Raw genomic sequence first — 17652 nt, 5'->3', positions numbered from 1 at the left:
TAGTCAGGCGGCCCGGTGCTGGAAGGTCGCCCGGTACGCCTGCGGGGTCGTGCTGAGCCGCCGGGTGAAGTGGTGTCGCAGCGTGGCCGCCGACCCGAACCCCGCCCGGACCGCGATCGCGTCGACACCCAGGTCGGAGTCCTCCAGCAGGCGCCGGGCCAGCAGCACCCGCTGACCGGTCAGCCAGTCGTGCGGCGTCACCCCCGTCTCCGCCCGGAAGCGCCGGGCGAACGTCCGGGGCGCCATGTGCGCCTGCGCCGCCATCGTCTCGACCGTGTGTTCCCGGTCGAGCTCCTCCAGCACGCGGGTCAACACCGGCTGCAACGTGTCGCAGTGGCCCAGCTCCGGCACCGGGGTCTCGATGAACTGCGCCTGCCCGCCGTCGCGGTGCGGCGGAACCACCATCCGGCGCGCCAGCATCGTGGCCACCGCCGAGCCGTGCTCCTGGCGGACCAGGTGCAGGCCGAGATCGATGCTGGCCGCCGTGCCGGCGCTGGTGAGCACGCGATCGTCGGCGACGTACAGCACGTCGGGGTCGACCCGGGCGGCCGGGAACCGCGCGGCCAGCGCCTCGGTGTGCCGCCAGTGGGTGGTGCAGCGGCGCCCGTCGAGCAGCCCCGCCGCGCCCAGCGCGAACGCACCGGTACACATGCTCATCAGCCAGGCGCCGCGGGCGTGCGCCCGGCGCAGCGCGGCCAGCACCTCGGCGGGCGGATCCTGCTCATATCCGTACGGGGCCACGGCCACCAGATCCGCCGACTCGACGGGCGTCAGGTCGTGTCCGGTGGTGATCGAGAAGCCCGCGTGCGTGCGGACCGGCCGCCCGCCGGGACTGCACACCGCGAAGTCGTACCCGGGCAGGCCCTCGGCGGTGCGGTCGTACCCGAAGAGTTCGCAGAGCACGCCCAGTTCGAAGACGGCGGCCTCGGGCAGTGCGATGACGGCGATCCGCTCCAGCATGCGACCAGCCTACGCCGCGTGGCAGGATTTTGTGGATGTATGGCATCTCTGCCACTGTCGGCGGCCCGGACACCGGGGCAGGCTGTATCTAACACACCCGGTGCGCACCGGCCGTCACGCCGGACAGGGGTACGTCATCATGGCACTCAGCATTCTCGTCTTCTTCCTGCTCCTCACGATCGCCGCGGCGCTGGGCCTGACCGCCGACAGCCGCGACGGCGCCGACTGGCGGCCCACCGTCGACGGGTTCCGGCGCCGCCTGTAGGGGCCTGGCGGCCGGACCCGGCCGGTGGCTCGGGCCCGGCCGTCGCTCAGGCCCGGCCGTCGCTCAGGCCCGGCCGTCGCTCAGGCCCGGCCGTCGCTCAGGCGCCGCCGCAGGTACCGACGCTGCACCAGCGCCGTTGACCCTGCTCATCCAGGAACAGCCAGCCGCAGTGCTCGCCGGGGCAGGCGCGCACCGTGAACCGCCGGGGGTCCGCCAGCAGGTGCGCGGCGCTCAACGCGGCAGCCCGCACCGGCAGGCGCAACCCGGCGCTCGGCGAGACCCGCCAGCGGCCCAGGCCGTCCTCGCCACGGGCGAACGTCGCCGACCGGCCCGCCGACTCGGCCGCGTCCGCCACGGCCTTGAACGCGGCCGCGTCCCGCTCGTCGGTGAGGCAGGCGTACAGGTGGGCGCGCAGGTCCCGCGCCTCGGCCAGGACATCCGCCGCGTGCACGGGGTCGCGGCGGGCGGCCGTCAGCAGCCGCGTCACGACCCAGTCGTCGGCCAGCCCGACATGACCCACCCACGCGGCGAGGGCGCGGTACGAGCGCAGCCACTCCGCCCGGAACCCACCGGCCGGGACGCGGGGCGGCCGGTGGGCGCCCCACCCGGCGTACGTGTTGCAGAACTCCAGCGCCGGGTGGCCGCCCGTGAGCCAGGGCAGCCACTCGTCGCGGACGCGCACGGCGTACCCGGGCGCGGGCGGCCGGTCCAGCCCCGGATCGGCCCGGGCCACCCGGTCGCGCAGGCGCCCGAGCTCCGGGCCGGGCTCGCCGCCCTGCTCGGCGAGCGCCCGCGCGACCCGGCTGAACAGCGCCAGCGCGTCCGCGCGGCGGCCCGCACGGTGCAGCGCGGTCATCACCAGACCGGCCAGCCGCTCCCGGGCCGGGTACGCCCGGGCCAGCGGGAGCAGGTCGGCGGCCGGATCGCCCGCGTCCAGCCGCAGTCGCGCGTACCGCTCGGCGACGGTCAGCCGCAGCGTGGTCAGCTCCTGTTCGGCGGGCAGGTCGCCGCGCCACAGCGCCAGCGCCGACGCGGCCAGCCGGGCCCGCTGCGCCGGGTCGGCGGTGGCCTCGGCGGCGGCCGCGAGCTCCCGGAACCGGTACGCGTCCACCGTGGCCGGGCCGGGATCGATCCGGTACCCGTCGCCGACGTGCACGATCCGCACCCCGTACGGTTCCAGCGCCTGGCGCAACCGCGCCACGTACGTGTGCAGGGTGGCGCGGGCGGTGCGGGGCGGGTCCTCGGGCCAGACCGTGTCGACCAGCCGGTCCGTGGAGACCGCCCGGCCCGCCGGGACGATCAGCAGGGCGGCCAGCGCCTGCCGTTCCTGGCGCCGCCCCACCGGGACCGGACGCGACTCGTGAACGGCTTCGAACTCACCAAGCAGACGAAAGTCCATGACGGTCCGAGGCTAGGTCCGGTGTGTACGGTCGCAGAATGGCCGGATCCGGCAGGAACCCGTGGCCGAACGCTGACTTGGCTTTCCGGCGCCGCGCCGGGTAGCCACCCCGGCACCTGGCCGGACCTAGACTGCTGCGATGGCGTTCGAGCAGCACGGACACACGCATCGGCTGGACTGGGTCGACCCGACGATCCGCGAGTGGGACTGCACCGTGGTCTCCGCCGACCCCGAGGGCGGCATCGTGCTGGACCGTTCGGCGTTCTATCCGGGCGGCGGCGGTCAGCCACCGGACCACGGTGTACTCCTCTGGCAGGGGGTACAGACCCGGATCGTGGACACCCGCAAGGGTGACGACCTGTACCTGATCCCCGCCCCGGGTGACCCGGTGCCACCGGCCGGAACCACCGTACGCGGAGCCCTCGACGACGACCGGCGCAGCACCCTGATGCGTACCCATTCCGGGCTGCACATCCTGTGCGGCACGGTGTTCCGCGACTTCGGCGCACTGGTGACCGGCGGCAACATGCAGCCCGGCGAGGCGCGGATGGACTTCAACCTGCCCGAGGTGCCGGCCGGGTTCAAGCAGTCGCTGGAGGACGCGGTCAACGCGGAGATCACCGCCGACCGCAAGATCGTGGCGCGGGTGCTGCCCCGCGCTGAGGCCCTGGCCATCCCGGACCTGGTACGCACCCAGGACGCGCTGCCGCCGCTGGACATGCCGGAGATCCGGGTCGTGGACATCGTCGGACTGGATGTGCAGGCTGACGGTGGCACCCACGTGGCATCGACCGCGCAGGTCGGCCGGGTGCAGATCGTCAAGGTGGAAAGCAAGGGCCGGCAGAACCGCCGCGTCCGGCTGCGCCTGCTCTGAGCACCGGCGCGCGGACCCGGCGCGCTGCCGGTAGAGTCGGCGATGGTGTGCCGGGAAGTCTGGTCGGCGGTGTCGTAATCCCCTCAACCGGAGGTACGTCATGGCCGCACCACGACTGTTCGGGCGCGGGAGCTGGGCCGAGGCGAGCCGCATCGCGGACATCCTGCGCCGGGAGACGGTCGGCGGCGTCCTGCTGATGTGCGCGGCCCTGACCGCGCTGATCTGGGCGAACTCGAAGTGGTCCGACGTCTACCACCAGCTGGCCGACATCCGGGTCGGCCCGGCCGCGCTGCATCTGGATCTCACCCTGAGCACGTGGGCCGCGGACGGCCTGCTGGCGATCTTCTTCTTCGTGGCCGGGCTGGAGGTCAAGCGGGAGTTCCTCGCCGGTGACCTGCGCGACCCCCGGCGCGCGGCGCTGCCGGTCGCCGCCGCGGTCGGCGGGATGATCGTTCCGGCGCTGTGCTTCGTGGCGATCACCCTGAACGCTCCGGACGGGGCGCTGCGGGGGTGGGCGATCCCCACCGCCACCGACATCGCCTTCGCGCTGGCCGTACTCGGTCTGATCAACACCCACCTGCCGACCGCGATGCGCACCTTCCTGCTGACCCTCGCGGTGGTGGACGACCTGCTGGCGATCATCATCATCGCGGTGTTCTACACGGCGACGCTGCACCCGGGGCCGCTGCTGCTGGCCGCGCTGCCGCTGGCCGTGTTCGGGGTGCTGGCGCAGCGCCAGGTACGCGCGTGGTGGATGCTGCTGCCGCTGGCGTTCACGACCTGGACGCTGGTGCACGCCTCGGGGGTGCACGCCACGGTGGCCGCGGTGCTGCTGGCGTTCACCGTCCCGGTCGCCCGGCCCGGGAACGGTGATGAGCCGTGCCTGGCCGAGCACTTCGAGCACCGGTGGCGGCCCGTGTCGGCCGGTGTCGCCGTGCCGGTGTTCGCGTTCTTCGCCGCGGGCGTCACGCTGACCGGCGGGATCGGGGTGGCCCTGGGCGACGCGGTCACGCTCGGCATCGTGGTGGGGCTGGTGCTGGGCAAGACGGTCGGCATCACCGGGGCGACCTGGCTGGTGCAGCGTTTCACCCGGGCCCGGCTCGCGGAGGGGCTGAGCTGGTGGGACGTCCTAGGCCTGTCGATGCTGGGCGGCGTCGGGTTCACGGTCTCGCTGCTCATCGGTGAGCTGGCGTTCGGGGTCGGTACCGACCGCGAGCAGCACATGAAGCTCGGCGTTCTGATCGGCTCCGTGCTGGCCGCGGGGCTGGCGACGGCCGTGCTGCGGGCGCGCAACCGGCACTACCGCAGCATCTGCGCCGAGGAGGGGGTCGACTCGGACGCCGACGGTGTGCCGGACGTCTACCAGCGCCAGGACTGAACCTCAGTCGGTGGGGACACCCGCGCCGACGCCCGGGTGCTGGGCGCTCTCGGCCAGCAGGCGCTTGCGCTGCTTCGCCGGAAGCCGGTCGACGTAGAGCAGGCCGTCGAGGTGGTCGGTCTCGTGCTGCAGGCAGCGGGCCAGGCGGCCGGTGCCGTCGATGCGCACCGGCTCGCCGCGCAGGTCGACCCCGGTCACGTACGCGGTCGCGGGGCGCCCGACGTCGGTCTGCGGGCCCGGCACGGACAGGCAGCCTTCCCCGTCGACGTCCAGCTCCCGGCTCTCCGGCAGGTGCAGTACCGGGTTGACCACGTGCGCCACGACGTTCTTGCCGGTCGCGTCGGGGCAGTCGACGACGAAGACGCGGGCGTCCACGCCGATCTGGTTGGCGGCGAGACCGACCCCGTGGGCCGCCGCCATGCTGGCGAACATGTCCGCCACGAGCTGCCGCAGGTCGTCGTCGAAGACGGTCACCTCGGCGCACCGGCGGTGCAGGACCGGGTTGCCGTACCGGGTGATGGGCCGTGGGGTGCCGGATCGGGTCTGCACCGCCTCATCCTAGTTGGCGGCGGAGTCCGAGCCGCCGCCCGCGTCGCCGGTCCCGCCGCCGTTGGGCTGGCTGGAGGCGCGGCGGGCGGCCCGTGCGGCCGCGTCGCCGACGTTCCCGGCCCAGCCCCAGGCCCGGCCCGCCTGGGTGCCCGCCCAGTCGCCGAGGTCGGCCGCGCCCCCGCCCATCCGCCGGACCAGGGTGACCAGGGGGTCCGGGGAGACCCGGAACGCCTCGGAGTAGTGGGCGGCGGCGGCCTTGACGTCGGCGGTGACCGAGGTGTCGCGGTCGTCGTCGCGGCGCGGGTACTCCCCGCCCAGGATCCGCGTGTACTCGCCCGAGTCGATCCACCGGTTCAGTTCGGCGGCCCGCGCCACGGGCACCGGATGTGTGCTCCACGCGGTCATGCCGATCTTGTGGATGCTGTCGCGCAGGTCCCCGCCGCCCGCGTACTCCGCGGCCTGCTCCAGGAACGCCGCCGTGTCGATCTGCGACAAGTCACCGCCCCCGGCCAGCTTCATCAGCAGCCGCAGCGACGCCGCCGGGTCCTGCCCCGCCAGCAGCCCGGCCCGGTCCGCGGACAGCTCCGCCTTGCGCCACCACTCGTACATTCCGGCGATGATGGCCCGCAGCGTGATGGCGCCGATGGGCAGCCAGCTCACGTTGGTGACCCACCGGGTGAGGATCGTCATGATCGTCTTGTAGACGGCGTGGCCGCTGCGTACGTGTCCCAGCTCGTGCCCGAGCAGCGCACGCAGCTCGTCGTCGTCGAGCCGCTCCACCGCCGCCGTCGTGATCACCACGAACGCGCGGTCCATGCCGATCGCCTCACCGCTGATGACGGGCCCCTGCCGCACGTAGAGCTCGGGCAGTTGCGCCACGTCCAGTGCGGCGGCGGCCTCGGCGAAGAGCCGGTGCACCCGCGGATACTGCCGGTGGTCGACGCGGATGGCCCCGGCCAGGTAGGACAGCCGGAAGCCGCGCTCGTTCCACATCCCGAAGAAGCCGCGGACCACATCGTCGAAGCCACGCAGCTCGCGCAGCGCGGTGAGCGCGCCACGGTCGGCGGGGTGCTCCCACGCCCGCGAGCTGATCCCGGTCAGGGTCACCCGCTGACGCGCGGGCGGATTGTCGTCGACCGTCATGGCCCTGTGCCCCTCTGCTCGTCCGATGCCGCTTGCAGCCTCCCGGGCGCCACCGGCGCGGCGCATCGGCTGGCAGTGGGACTTCCCCGGCGACCCGGCTGCGACTTTCGGCCGACCTTCCGGCCGCGCGGGAGCGCGTCCACCAGGCGACGGGCGGCCTCGGCCAGGGCGGGAAGAATGAGAGCAAGAATTCCTCAGCAAAAGGTCAACTCCCCAGCGGCGCGGCCGATGGGTGGGCCCGTGAATCCCTCGGTGGCCCGCGCGTTGTCCGGCACCCAGCCCGTCCACGTCGGCCGTCAGCCGATATTCGACCGGCTCGGTGGCGTGGTCGCCTACGAGCTGCTGTTCCGGGGCAGCGTCGACGCCGTCGCCGCGGGCCACCGCGACACGTACGCGACGAGCAAGGTCATCGTGAACGCGTTCACCGAGTTCGGCATCCGCGAGGTCGTGGGTGACCGGCTGTGCTTCATCAACGTGACCCAGGAGTTCCTCACCGGCGAACTGACCCTGCCGTTCGGCCCCGAGCAGGTGGTGCTGGAGGTGCTGGAGACGGTCGAGGTCGACGACGCCGTCATCGCGGGCATCACCGAGCTCGTGGCCGCCGGGTACCGCATCGCCCTGGACGACTTCGTCTGGGGCTCCGGGCACGAACGCCTGCTCGACCTCGCCTCGTACGTGAAACTCGACCTGCTCGACGGTGACCTGTCCCGGCTGGAGGAGATCGTGGCGGCCTGCCGCCGCCGGCCCCGCCTGCAGATCGTGGCCGAGCGGCTGGAGACCGCCGAGCAGGTCGAGCTCGCCGACCGGTTCGGTCTCGAACTGCGCCAGGGGTACGCGCTGAGCCGCCCCCAGGTGCTCACCGCCCGCAGCCTGTCGCCGTCGCGGATCCGCCGGCTCGAACTGCTCAGCGCGCTGTCCGCCGCCGACGCCGACCTGGAACGGGTGCACAGCATCATCGCCACGGACCCGGCCCTGTCGCTGCGGGTGCTGCGGGCCAGCAACTCCGCCGCCGCGGCCAGCGCCACCCGCATCTCGTCCGTACGCCAGGCCGTCGTCATGATCGGCCTCTCGCACATCCGGCAGTGGGCGATGCTCATGGTCATCGACGATGTGGCCGAGGCGACCGAGGATCAGTTGATCAGCGCGCTGACCCGGGCCCGCTTGTGCGAGAACGTGGCCGGGGACGCCTCGGTGGCGCCGGAGGCCGCGTTCATGGCCGGGCTGATCGTGGGCGTGGCCGAGCTGCTGAACGTGACCCCGGCCGTCATGGCCCGTCAGCTGCCACTGGCGGCCGAGGTGACCGAGGCGCTGGTGAACGGTGCCGGGCGGCTGGGCGGTGTGCTGCGCACGGTGCAGGCGTACGAGCACGGCGATGTGGTCGAGCCGACCGAGGTGCCGGTCTCCCCCGACCTGACGACCAAGTGCATGGACGCGATGGCCTGGTCGACCCGCGCCGTGGCGGCCGCCGCACCCGCCGCCTGCTGAACGGGCGGCGGGGCAAAGGTCCACCGTGGGCGGTCAGCCCACCGGGATGTCGCGGCGGCGCAGGCCGTACAGTCCGGCGGCGCCGAGTGCCACGGCCACCGCCGTGAGCACCACCAGCGGCGTGACGGACGCGTCCCCGCCCGGCAGGTGCGGGATGTGCGTGAACGGCGACAGGTCAAGCACCCACTGGTCGAACTGCAACGTGGTGCCCACGAGCAGCATCAGCGCGCACGCCGCCAGCACCCCCCACGCCGCTGGGGCCAGCCGGGGCAGCACCCCGAACAGCAGCAGCGCCACGGCCGCCAGCACCCAGACCGCCGGGAGCTGGGCGAGCGCCCCACCCAGCGCGACCGTCGGCGCGACGTCCCCGCCCACCGCCCGGTACACCAGGCCCTCGACCAGACCGGCCACGACCAGCAGCACGGTCGGGCCGAGCAGCGAGAACGCGAGATGGCTGGCGGCCCAGCGCAGCCGCCCCGTGGCCGTGCCGAGCACCACCTCGGCGTGCCCGGTGCCCTCCTCGTCGCGCATCCGCAGCGTGGCCTGCACCGCGTAGCCGGCGGCCAGCAGCCCGAGCATGCCCGCGATGCTGGCGAAGTAGGTGTTCACCAGCGCGGACTCGCCGCCCATCCGGGCGAAGATCTCCGCCATGGCGTCGTTGTCGCGCACGAGGTCGGCGACGCCGTCCGCGACGCCACCGAAGACGGTCCCCAACGCCGCGAAGCCGACCGTCCAGCCGATCAGCAGCCCACGGTGCAGGCGCCAGGCCAGCGCGGGCGCCGAGCGCAGGCCGGGCGCCGCGGTCGCGGGCCCCAGCCGGTCGGGCAGCAGACCCGCACCGAAGTCGCGGCGCCCGAGCAGGACCACGGCGGCGGCGCCGGCCGCGGCGGTGAACAGTACGGTCAGGACGGCGGGCCAGACCCGGTCCCCACCGTACGGGTAGATGTGCTGCACCCAGCCGATCGGCGAGAGCCAGGACAGCCAGGCGAGGGTGCCGGAGCCGACCGCGCTGATGTCACCGGCCAGCCGCAGCAGCCACGCCACGCCCAGCGCGAGAGCGGCGATCGCGCGGGCGCTGCGGGCGCTGCTGGTGAGCTGCGCCGCGATCGCCCCCACGGCCGCGAACGCCCACCCGGCCAGCAGGAACTCCGCCCCGAACGCCACCGAGCCCGCGACCGGCAGGCCCTGCGCGAGCATCCCGGCGGTCAGGATGGCGCCCAGCACGACGTTGGCGGCAGCGGTGACGAGCAGCGCGGCGCCGAGCTGGGCCCGCCGGCCGACGGGCGCCGCGCCGATCAGTTCGGTACGCCCGGCCTCCTCGTCGGCCCGGGTGTGCCGGATGACAGTGAGCAGGCTGAACAGCGCGATCATGACGGGGATGAACCCGGCCCGCCACGCCACCAGCTCGCCGATGCTGTCCCCGGTGAGGCGGCCGTACAGCGCGACGAACCCGGCGTTGTGCATGCTGACGTCGGCGTACTCCTGGCGGGCGGCCGCCGTGGGGAACAGGCCGTTGAACGAGGCGACGTAGCTGGCCGGGATGACGCCGAGCAGCACCACCCACAGCGGCAGCAGGACCCGGTCGCGGCGCAGGATGAGCCGGACCAGCCGGCCGGCCCCGGTCACCGCCCGTCCCCCTGGTACTGGCGCAGGAACAGCTCCTCCAGCGTGGGTGGCTGGCTGACCAGGCCGCGCACCCCGGCCTGCACGAGGGCGCGCAGGGCGGGCTCCAGCGCGTCGGTGTCCACATCGAACATGACCCGGCCGTTGTCCGTACGCAGATCGTGCACGCCCGGCAGACCGGCGAGGCCGTCGGCCGCGCCGCTCAGCTCGGCCTGGATCGAGGTACGGGTGAGATGCCGCATCTCGGCGAGCGTGCCGGTCTCCACGACCCGCCCCTCCCGGATGATCGTCATCCGGTCGCAGAGCGCCTCCACCTCGGCCAGGATGTGACTGGACAGCAGCACCGTACGGTCGCGCTGTTTCTCCTCGCGGATCACCTCCCGGAAGACCTCCTCCATGAGCGGGTCCAGCCCGGAGGTCGGCTCGTCGAGGATCAGCAGCTCGACGTCGGAGGCGAGCGCGGCCACCAGCGCCACCTTCTGCCGGTTGCCCTTCGAGTACGCCCGGCCCTTCTTGCGCGGGTCGAGCTGGAACCGGGCGACGAGGTCGTCGCGGCGGCGCGGGTCGAGCCCGCCGCGCAACCGGCCGAGCAGGTCGATGACCTCCCCGCCCGAGAGGTTGGGCCACAGCGTCACGTCGCCCGGCACGTACGCCAGGCGCCGGTGCAGCGCGGTGGCGTCGGCCCACGGGTCGCCGCCGAGCAGCCGGGCGGTGCCCGAGTCCGCGCGGACCAAACCGAGCAGGATGCGGATGGTGGTGGTCTTGCCCGCCCCGTTCGGCCCCAGGAAGCCGTGCACCTCCCCGGTCCGTACGCTCAGGTCGAGTGAGTCCAGGGCCCGGGTGGCCCCGAACGTCTTGACCAGTGCCTGCACCTCGATCGCCGCGGTCATGGTGTCTGTGCCTCCTCCAGGGCGGCCCGGGCCTGGTCGGCCTGGTCTGCGGTGAGCAGTGGCTGGGCGAAGATGTCGATGGCCGCGCGCAGCATCCGGCCGTGCCCGGCGGGCTCGGCCACGTCGCCGCCGAGGACGTGCGAGAGCTGGTCGCGCAGCAGGAACATGCCGAGTTTCATCGCGGCGATCACCGCGGCGAACGCGCGCGGATCGTCGGTGCGGACCGGCACGCCCGCCAGCCACGCCTCACCGGCCTCGACCATCCGCTCGAACATCGCGGTGGTGGCGCCCTCCATCATCGAGCGCACCAGGTACGCCTGCAGGCGCATCGTCTCGGGGTGCACCGAGGGCAGGAAGTTCTGGTCGGCGATGTGGCCGTCGCCGAAGAGCTGGTCGCGCAGCTCGCTCATGCGGGCCATCGCGTACTCGTCGCAGGCGTCGCGCAGGCCCTCTTTGGAGCCGAAGTGGTGGCGCAGCAGCCCGGAGGAGACCCCGGCCCGCTGCGCGATGTCGCGGACCGTGGCCGCGGCGAAGCCGTGCTCGGCGAAGAGGTCGATCGCCGCGTCGCGGATCCGGGCCCGCGCGGTGAGGTCCTCGGCAGCACGTGCACTACTCACACGTGCAGGCTACTACACAGTCGTACAGTGAGCTATACGTCCGTATGGGCGGTGGTGACGCGATAGTCTCGCCCGGATGCGACTGCTGCTGATCGCGGACACCCACGTGCCGCAACGCGCGAAAGACCTGCCCGCGCAGCTGTGGGCGGCGGTCGACGCCGCCGACGTGGTCCTGCACGCGGGCGACTGGGTGGACGTGTCGCTGCTGGACGCGCTCGAAGCCCGCGCGGCCCGGGTGATCGGCTGCTACGGCAACAACGACGGCCCGCCACTGCGCGAGCGGCTGCCCGAGGTCGCCCGCGCCGAGCTGGGCGGGGTCCGCTTCGCGGTGATCCACGAGACCGGCCAGGCCGCCGGGCGCGAGGCGCGGTGCGCGGCCCGCTTCCCCGACGTGGATGTGCTCGTCTTCGGCCACTCCCACATCCCGTGGGACACGGTCGCGCCGGGCGGCCTGCGCCTGCTGAACCCGGGCTCACCCACCGACCGGCGCCGCCAGCCGCACCACACGTACCTGACCGCGGTGGTCGGCGGCGGGGAGCTGACCGAGCTCACGCTGCACCGGATCGGCGCCTGACCGGCGTACACCGCCGACTTGCATGATCCGGGTACCCTCCTCGCCGGGCTTCATCCACGTTCGTGATGATCGCCCGGAGTGTCCGGACAGCCCGGCGAAGGAGAATCGGTGGACAGACGCAGACTCGCCTGCGCCGGGGTGCTGGCGCTCGCCCTTCTCTCCGGCTGCACGGGGTCCAAGGACAAACCCGACACACCCGGCCTCGAAGCGCGCGGGACGGTCCTCACCACCGTGAAACCGACCCGGCAGGACCTTTCCAACCAGATCAGCCTGGCCGGGAAGGTGACCATCAATCCGGTGTTCGGCATCGTCGCACCCACCGACGGCGAGCTGCGCTACGTCGACCGGCAGCCGTCGAAGACCCCCGCCACCCGGCCACTGTGGGTGGCCACGGTGTGGCGCGACGGCGTGCCCCGCCAGGTCGAGATCCCGAAGGACTCGCTGCTGGCCGGGCGGCTGATGGACGACCACGCCGACGTCACGGCCGGTATGCCGGTCATCTCCGCCCAGCACGCCGGGTACGGCATCGTGGCGGACATCGACAGCGAACAGGCGTACCGGATCTCGGGTGCGGTCAAGACCGTCCGGGGACAGATCAAGAACGGGCCGGGACCGTTCAAGTGCACGACGCTGGGCACCATCGCGGCGTTGCCGGCCGGGACCATCCCCGCGCCTCCTGCGCCCAAGACTCCGGCGCCGCAGCAGTCCGGTCAGCCCGCCGCCCCCGAGCCGGCGCCCGAGGCCCCGGAGGGCGGCGGCTCGGAGCCCACCGGCATGCGGCTGGTCTGCGCCGCCCCGGACACCGTCAAGCTGATCAACGGTGCGGCGGTCACCCTCGAAGTGGTCACCGCGAAGGCCGGCAACGCGATGGTGCTGCCGGTCGAAGCGGTCGCCGGCGTCCAGGGCCGGGGGAAGGTCGACGTGGTCGGCGCGGACCGGACCCGCAAGACCGTGGACGTGGTCCTCGGGCTCACCGACGGCAAGGTCGTACAGATCAAATCGGGCCTGCGGGGCGACGAGACCATCGCCGTGCCGGGGCCGGACCTGCCCGCGGCACCGCCCGGCGGCGAGGATCCCGAGGGCGGGCCCGCCGGAGCGCCGCGATGACGCAGCCGCTGATCGAGCTGACCGGCATCACCAAGGTCCTCAAAGGACAGGCACAGCCCCGCACCATCCTGGCCGGGGCCGACCTCACGGTACGGGCCGGGGAGAGCGTGGCGATCGTCGGCCGGTCCGGATCCGGCAAGAGCACGCTGCTCAGCCTGATCGGCCTGTTCGACCGGCCCGACGAGGGTCAGTATCTGCTCGACGGCCGGGACATCAGCCGGATCTCCGAACGCCAGGCCGCGAAGCTGCGCAGCTCGCACTTCGGCTTCGTGTTCCAGCGGTTCTTCCTGCTCAAACACCTGACCGCGGCGCAGAACGTGGCCATGGCCCTGGTCAACGGCCAGGGTTGGCTGCCCCGCCGGGAACGCCGCGCCCGGGTGCTCGAAGCCCTCGACCAGGTCGGCATCGCCCATCTCGCGAAGAACCGCCCGGCCCGGATGTCCGGTGGCGAACAGCAGCGGGTGGCGATCGCCCGGGCACTGGTCCGCAGCCCGCGGGTGCTGCTGGCCGACGAGCCGACCGGCGCCCTGGACACCGAGACGGGCACCGTGGTGATCGACGCGCTGAGCGCCGCGACCGCGCGCGGCTGCGGGCTCATCCTGGTCACCCACGACCGGGACCACGCGGCCCGGATGGGCCGCATCCACGACCTCGTCGACGGGGTCCTCAACGAACGGGTGTCGGCATGAGCGAGTGCACCGAGCGCAGCGAGGGCCGCGAGCGCATGCCCGGCCGGCACAGCATGAGCGAGTGCACCGAGCGCAGCGAGGGCCGCGAGCGCATGCCGAAGGCGGGCACGGCGTGAGGAGGTTCTCGGGGCGGTACCGGTCGTCGCTGATCATCGGCCTGCAGGGCATCCGGGCGCGCAAGCTGCGGACGCTGTTGTCCATGGTGAGCCTGTTCCTCGGCGTCCTCGCCGTGGTGGTCGTGCAGGCGGGCGCCAGCATCGCGGACCGCGCGATGCTGACCGACCTGGAACTCACCGCCGGTGTCGACGGCACCCGCATGATCGACATGCCGTCGAGCCCCAAGGCCGCCGACATCGTCGTCACGAGCCTGCGCGGACGGCCCGACGCGGTGGCGTCGCTGACGGTCTCCGGCATCATCGGCGAACCCGGCGTCCGCCCGGTCAACGAGGGCGGGTCGCCGCTGGACGAGAACTGGGGCGGGGGCGAGACCTGCTTCCCGGACGGCCACTGCGAGCCCATGTCGTCGGGCCCGACCGGCCAGGCCGTCGAGGTACGGCTCACCGCGCTGACCGGCGACATCCGTACGTTCCGGCCGTTCCGGCCGCAGTCGGGGCGCTGGCTGGACTTCACCACCGTGCCGGCGCTGGCGCCGCGGCTGGTGCTCAACAAGGAGGCGGCGAAGGGCTTCGAACGGCACCACGTGCCCGCCGAGATGCGCGTCGCCGGCGCCCCCACCAACCTCACGCCACAGTTCGTCGGCGTGGTCGACGACGGGGACGCACAACCGCACGCCTACGCGCGGCTCGACGAGCTGACCAACTGGCTGCCCGCCGCCGGCCTGGCCAACGGCGAGCTGCGGGTGATGCTGGCTCCACCGACCCCGGTCGAGCAGGTGCTGACCTCCCGGCTCAAGGGCGCCGGCGTGGACATGTACACGGAGACCATCGACTCGCGCAAGCAACGCGAGGGCGAGCTGAAGCTGATCCGGCTGGTCTTCTTCTCGATGGCCGGGCTCGTTCTGCTGATCGGCGTCGCGGGCATCCTCAACGTCGGCCTGGCCACGGTGGGTGAGCGGGTCGAGGAGTTCGCGCTGCGCCGGGCCGTCGGCACCCCGCGCATGCTGCTGGCGGGCATCGTGCTGGCCGAGACGCTGCTGACCGGTCTGCTCACCGCGGCCGCCGCGATCGGTACGAGCATCGCCGCCCTGAAGGTGCTCACCACCCTGGTCGGCGATTCCGAACCGCTGCTGCACAACGTGCAGTTCCCGTGGGAGGCCGGGGTGGCGGGCATCATCGCGGGCATCATCGCCGGTGTCCTCGGTGGATTCGTCCCGGCCATCCGGGCCGCCCGGATCCCCATCGCCACCGTCATGCGCGCCTGACGGTGACGCGGCGTCACGTGTAGAACTGCACGACCTGGGCGATCCCGGCGATACCCAACACCACGGCGGTCACCTTGGTGAACACCACCGCGAAGCGGGCGTTCTTCCGGGCCTCCTTGTCGGCGTCGGCCCGTAGCTGCGCCAGGTCGTGCACGATGGCGCCGTCGCCGCGCCAGGCGGCCAGCCGCCAGCCCTGCTCGTGGCGTACCGGGGTGGCGAGCACGGTCACCTTCCGCTCCGGCTCCAGGCGCTTCTCGAAGACGGTGAATTCCAGCGGACGGTTCTCCACGAAATCGCAGATGTCGGCGTCCCGGAGCCGGCCGAGCAGCAGCCGGTGCCGCCGCTTGCCCTCCTCCACCATGTCCTGCGTCGTGACCCCCCACGAGGAGTCGCTGTCCTCGGCCGCCACGATGACCTTGCCGAACACGTCGCCGTCGAGCAGCACGGAGCCGGTGTCATCGGCGAGCTCCACCGCGTTTCCCGACCGGCGCAGGTCGTGGACGGTGCGCTGCCGGGTGACGGTGTTGTCCCGGTACTCCCGCGTCGAGTACACGTCCACCTGCCACCACAGGCATGGCCGCATGGTGACCGGGCCCGTCAGCAGACCACCGGGACCGGCGTTCACCCGTCCCGCGACGATCACCTTCTTCGGCGGCTTGCGCATGTCCGCCAGATCCCGGCACGTCACGGGCACGGCCCGCCGCAACCGTCGGCTGCGCCGGACGCTCCCCGCCGCGATGGCGGCGGAGAGGGCCGCCACCACGCCGGGAAAGAGCCCGAGCCAGAGAAACACACCGGCGACGTTCATGACCACCTCCCGGAGCAGTCCGGGCGACCGCACGTCCGCATGATCGTAATCAGGGGTGGCGGCCGTGGTCCGGCCCGAAAGGGCGGCGCCGCGGGCGGCGTTCGCCCGCGGTCAGCGCACCTTCCCGGTCCGGCTTCGCGCGGGCGGCACGGCTTCGTCGTGCGACACAGGCATGCGTACGGTCACCCGCAGGCCACCGTGTTCCGGCGACCCCGCGGGCTCGGCCACGATCGTGCCGCCGTGGGCCCGGGTAATGGAGCGGGCGATGGCCAGCCCCAGCCCGCTGCCGCCACTGTGGTCGATCCGGTCGGCCAGCCGCTGGAACGGCTCGAACAACCGGGGCACGGCGTCCGCGGGCACCGGCGGCCCGGTGTTGACGACGGTCAGCGCGGGGTCGCCGCCGACCGTCACGTGCACGGTCCCACCGGGACGGTTGTACTTGACCGCGTTCTGCACGAGGTTGGTGACCAGCCGTTCCAGCAGTACCCGTTCGCCGTCCACGGTGCGCGGGGACAGGTCGCAGGTCAGCGACACCGCGACGGAAGCCTCCCGTTGCGCGTCGACGACCTGGCGGGCGATGATGTCGAGACGTTGCGGCAGTTTGGCGGCCAGGCCCTGGTCGGCCTCGCTCAGCACCAGCAGGCCCTCGATGAGCCGCTCGTTGCGTTCGTTGGCCTGCAGCATCTGCCTGCTGAGCAGGGACAGCTGGTCGGCGGTCGGCTCCTGCGCGAGGCCCACCTCGATGAGCGCGCGTTGCACCGCCAGCGGCGTACGCAGCTCGTGCGAGGCGTTGGCCGAGAAACGGCGCTGGGCCTCGTATCCCCCGGCGATCCGTTCCATCATGTCGTCCAGGGCACGCACCACCGGGGCGAACTCGTCGTGCGACGGGCGGCCCGCGCCGATGCGGTAGCCCAGGTTCTGCGGCCCGATCTGCGTGATCCCCGGAACGAGATCACGGGCGGGACCCAGCACCCACCGGGTCACCCACCGGGATCCTGCCCACAGCACGACGGCCAGCAGCGCGAACGCCAGCGGCGACTGGATCGGCAGGTACTCGTTGACCATGTCGCACGTCTCGTACGGCCGGGGATGCTCCTCCCAGAGGGAACACACCTGCGCGAAGGTCACCCAGTACGTAAACGTGGCGGAGTAGCGGTCGACCACCATCACCACGAGCGCCACCACCAGGCAGACCACCAGCAGGCGCCGCCGGACCGTACGGGCCCGCATGCTCACGGGGCGAGCCGGTATCCGACGCGGGGCAGCGTCTCGATGAGCGGCGGGTCGCCCAGTTTGCGGCGCAGCGTCATCATCACCACGCGCACCACGTTGGTGAACGGGTCCACATGCTCGTCCCACGCCCGTTCCAGCAGTTCCTCGGCGCTCACCACCTGCCCACGGGCCCGCAGGAGCACGTGCAGCACCGCGAACTCCTTCGGGGTCAACGCCACCACCGAACCGTCGCGGGTGACGACGTGCCGGGCCTCGTCCAGCACGACGCCCCGGTGTTCCAGGACCGGCGGGACGGCGGGCGCCGCCCGGCGGCCCAGCGCCTGGATCCGCGCCGCCAGCTCCGCGAACGCGAAGGGTTTCGCCAGGTAGTCGTCCGCTCCCAGGCCCAGACCCTCCACCCGGTCCCGCAGCCCGGCGGCGGCGGTCAGCAGCAGCACCCGGGTCGCACCGTTCTCCGTGACCGTCCACCGGCACAGCTCGTCACCGGTACGGCCGGGCATGTCGCGGTCGAGCACGGCCACGTCGTACCGGACGACGCTCATCCGCTCGTGCGCGGCGTCGCCGTCGTAGCAGACGTCCACCGCCATCGACAAGCGGCGCAGCCCTTCGGCGACGGTGTCCGCCAGCAGCCGCTCGTCGTCCGCCACGAGTACCCGCATCCATCCACTCCCGTCACC

General features: G+C 73.0%; 18 protein-coding genes. 8 read left to right on the top strand and 10 right to left on the bottom strand.

Translation table 11 applies throughout. The features are described from left to right. Positions 1-3: 3 nt before the first annotated feature. The gene (locus EV385_RS18005; protein WP_130510513.1) at positions 4-960 is read right to left on the bottom strand and encodes a GlxA family transcriptional regulator; all 957 of its coding nucleotides are present in this window, start codon (positions 958-960) and stop codon (positions 4-6) included. A 139-nt stretch (positions 961-1099) separates the two neighbouring features. Between EV385_RS18005 and EV385_RS35715 the strand changes: the two genes are divergently transcribed. Next, positions 1100-1225: a hypothetical protein gene (locus EV385_RS35715; protein ID WP_278044993.1), complete on the top strand. Its 126-nt coding sequence runs from the start codon at positions 1100-1102 to the stop codon at positions 1223-1225. Positions 1226-1322: 97 nt separating this feature from the next. Here the strand turns inward: EV385_RS35715 and EV385_RS18000 are convergent, their stop codons facing one another. After that, positions 1323-2624, bottom strand: coding sequence for a BTAD domain-containing putative transcriptional regulator (locus EV385_RS18000; RefSeq protein ID WP_130510512.1), 1302 nt, complete (start codon positions 2622-2624; stop codon positions 1323-1325). Positions 2625-2763: 139 nt separating this feature from the next. On the opposite strand from EV385_RS18000, the gene EV385_RS17995 reads away from it, so the two are divergent. Both EV385_RS17995 and nhaA read left to right on the top strand, forming a co-directional pair. Then, positions 2764-3498, top strand: coding sequence for an alanyl-tRNA editing protein (locus EV385_RS17995; protein ID WP_130510511.1), 735 nt, complete (start codon positions 2764-2766; stop codon positions 3496-3498). A 100-nt stretch (positions 3499-3598) separates the two neighbouring features. Then, entirely contained in the window at positions 3599-4876 is a 1278-nt protein-coding gene (gene nhaA, locus EV385_RS17990) for a Na+/H+ antiporter NhaA (protein ID WP_130510510.1), read from the top strand. A gap of 3 nt (positions 4877-4879) precedes the next feature. Here the strand turns inward: nhaA and def are convergent, their stop codons facing one another. Together def and EV385_RS17980 are read right to left on the bottom strand one after the other, a co-directional pair. Beyond that, on the bottom strand, positions 4880-5425 hold the full coding sequence (gene def / locus EV385_RS17985) for a peptide deformylase (protein ID WP_130510509.1): 546 nt from the start codon (positions 5423-5425) through the stop codon (positions 4880-4882). Positions 5426-5434: 9 nt separating this feature from the next. Next, positions 5435-6568: a M48 family metallopeptidase gene (locus EV385_RS17980; protein WP_130510508.1), complete on the bottom strand. Its 1134-nt coding sequence runs from the start codon at positions 6566-6568 to the stop codon at positions 5435-5437. 240 nt (positions 6569-6808) lie between these two features. Between EV385_RS17980 and EV385_RS17975 the strand changes: the two genes are divergently transcribed. Further along, positions 6809-8053: an EAL and HDOD domain-containing protein gene (locus EV385_RS17975; RefSeq protein ID WP_242624944.1), complete on the top strand. Its 1245-nt coding sequence runs from the start codon at positions 6809-6811 to the stop codon at positions 8051-8053. A gap of 33 nt (positions 8054-8086) precedes the next feature. On the opposite strand, the gene EV385_RS17970 is transcribed toward EV385_RS17975, so the two are convergent. Genes EV385_RS17970 through EV385_RS35710 form a run of 3 tightly spaced genes read right to left on the bottom strand, consistent with a single transcriptional unit; the run spans position 8087 to position 11183 of the window. Beyond that, complete coding sequence (locus tag EV385_RS17970) at positions 8087-9679, bottom strand: ABC transporter permease (RefSeq protein ID WP_130510506.1); 1593 nt, start codon at positions 9677-9679, stop codon at positions 8087-8089. Further along, positions 9676-10566, bottom strand: coding sequence for an ABC transporter ATP-binding protein (locus tag EV385_RS17965; RefSeq protein ID WP_130510505.1), 891 nt, complete (start codon positions 10564-10566; stop codon positions 9676-9678). The genes EV385_RS17970 and EV385_RS17965 overlap by 4 nt, the downstream gene beginning before the upstream one ends. Next, positions 10563-11183, bottom strand: coding sequence for a TetR/AcrR family transcriptional regulator (locus EV385_RS35710; RefSeq protein ID WP_278044992.1), 621 nt, complete (start codon positions 11181-11183; stop codon positions 10563-10565). Before EV385_RS35710 ends, EV385_RS17965 begins: the two co-directional genes overlap by 4 nt. Before the next feature lie 76 nt (positions 11184-11259). Here EV385_RS35710 and EV385_RS17955 point away from each other — a divergent pair, with 76 nt between their 5' ends. The 4 genes from EV385_RS17955 (at position 11260) to EV385_RS17940 (ending at position 14934) form a co-directional block, all read left to right on the top strand. After that, positions 11260-11757, top strand: a complete 498-nt coding sequence (locus EV385_RS17955) for a metallophosphoesterase family protein (protein WP_130510504.1) — start codon at positions 11260-11262, stop codon at positions 11755-11757. Positions 11758-11865: 108 nt separating this feature from the next. Next, complete coding sequence (locus EV385_RS17950; RefSeq protein ID WP_130510503.1) at positions 11866-12864, top strand: efflux RND transporter periplasmic adaptor subunit; 999 nt, start codon at positions 11866-11868, stop codon at positions 12862-12864. Beyond that, entirely contained in the window at positions 12861-13553 is a 693-nt protein-coding gene (locus EV385_RS17945) for an ABC transporter ATP-binding protein (protein WP_130510502.1), read from the top strand. Before EV385_RS17950 ends, EV385_RS17945 begins: the two co-directional genes overlap by 4 nt. A 112-nt stretch (positions 13554-13665) precedes the next feature. Beyond that, entirely contained in the window at positions 13666-14934 is a 1269-nt protein-coding gene (locus EV385_RS17940; RefSeq protein WP_130510501.1) for an ABC transporter permease, read from the top strand. A 13-nt stretch (positions 14935-14947) separates the two neighbouring features. Here the strand turns inward: EV385_RS17940 and EV385_RS17935 are convergent, their stop codons facing one another. The 3 genes from EV385_RS17935 to EV385_RS17925 form a co-directional block, all read right to left on the bottom strand. Then, complete coding sequence (locus tag EV385_RS17935) at positions 14948-15775, bottom strand: hypothetical protein (protein WP_130510500.1); 828 nt, start codon at positions 15773-15775, stop codon at positions 14948-14950. A gap of 78 nt (positions 15776-15853) precedes the next feature. After that, a complete protein-coding gene (locus tag EV385_RS17930) occupies positions 15854-16972 on the bottom strand; it encodes a sensor histidine kinase (protein WP_242625307.1) in 1119 nt (372 codons plus the stop codon). 2 nt (positions 16973-16974) lie between these two features. Continuing rightward, entirely contained in the window at positions 16975-17634 is a 660-nt protein-coding gene (locus EV385_RS17925; protein ID WP_130510499.1) for a response regulator transcription factor, read from the bottom strand. Positions 17635-17652: the final 18 nt, after the last annotated feature.

This window comes from Krasilnikovia cinnamomea, assembly GCF_004217545.1.
GTDB lineage: Bacteria > Actinomycetota > Actinomycetes > Mycobacteriales > Micromonosporaceae > Actinoplanes > Actinoplanes cinnamomeus.
This window is presented reverse-complemented; position numbering and strand designations above follow the sequence as displayed.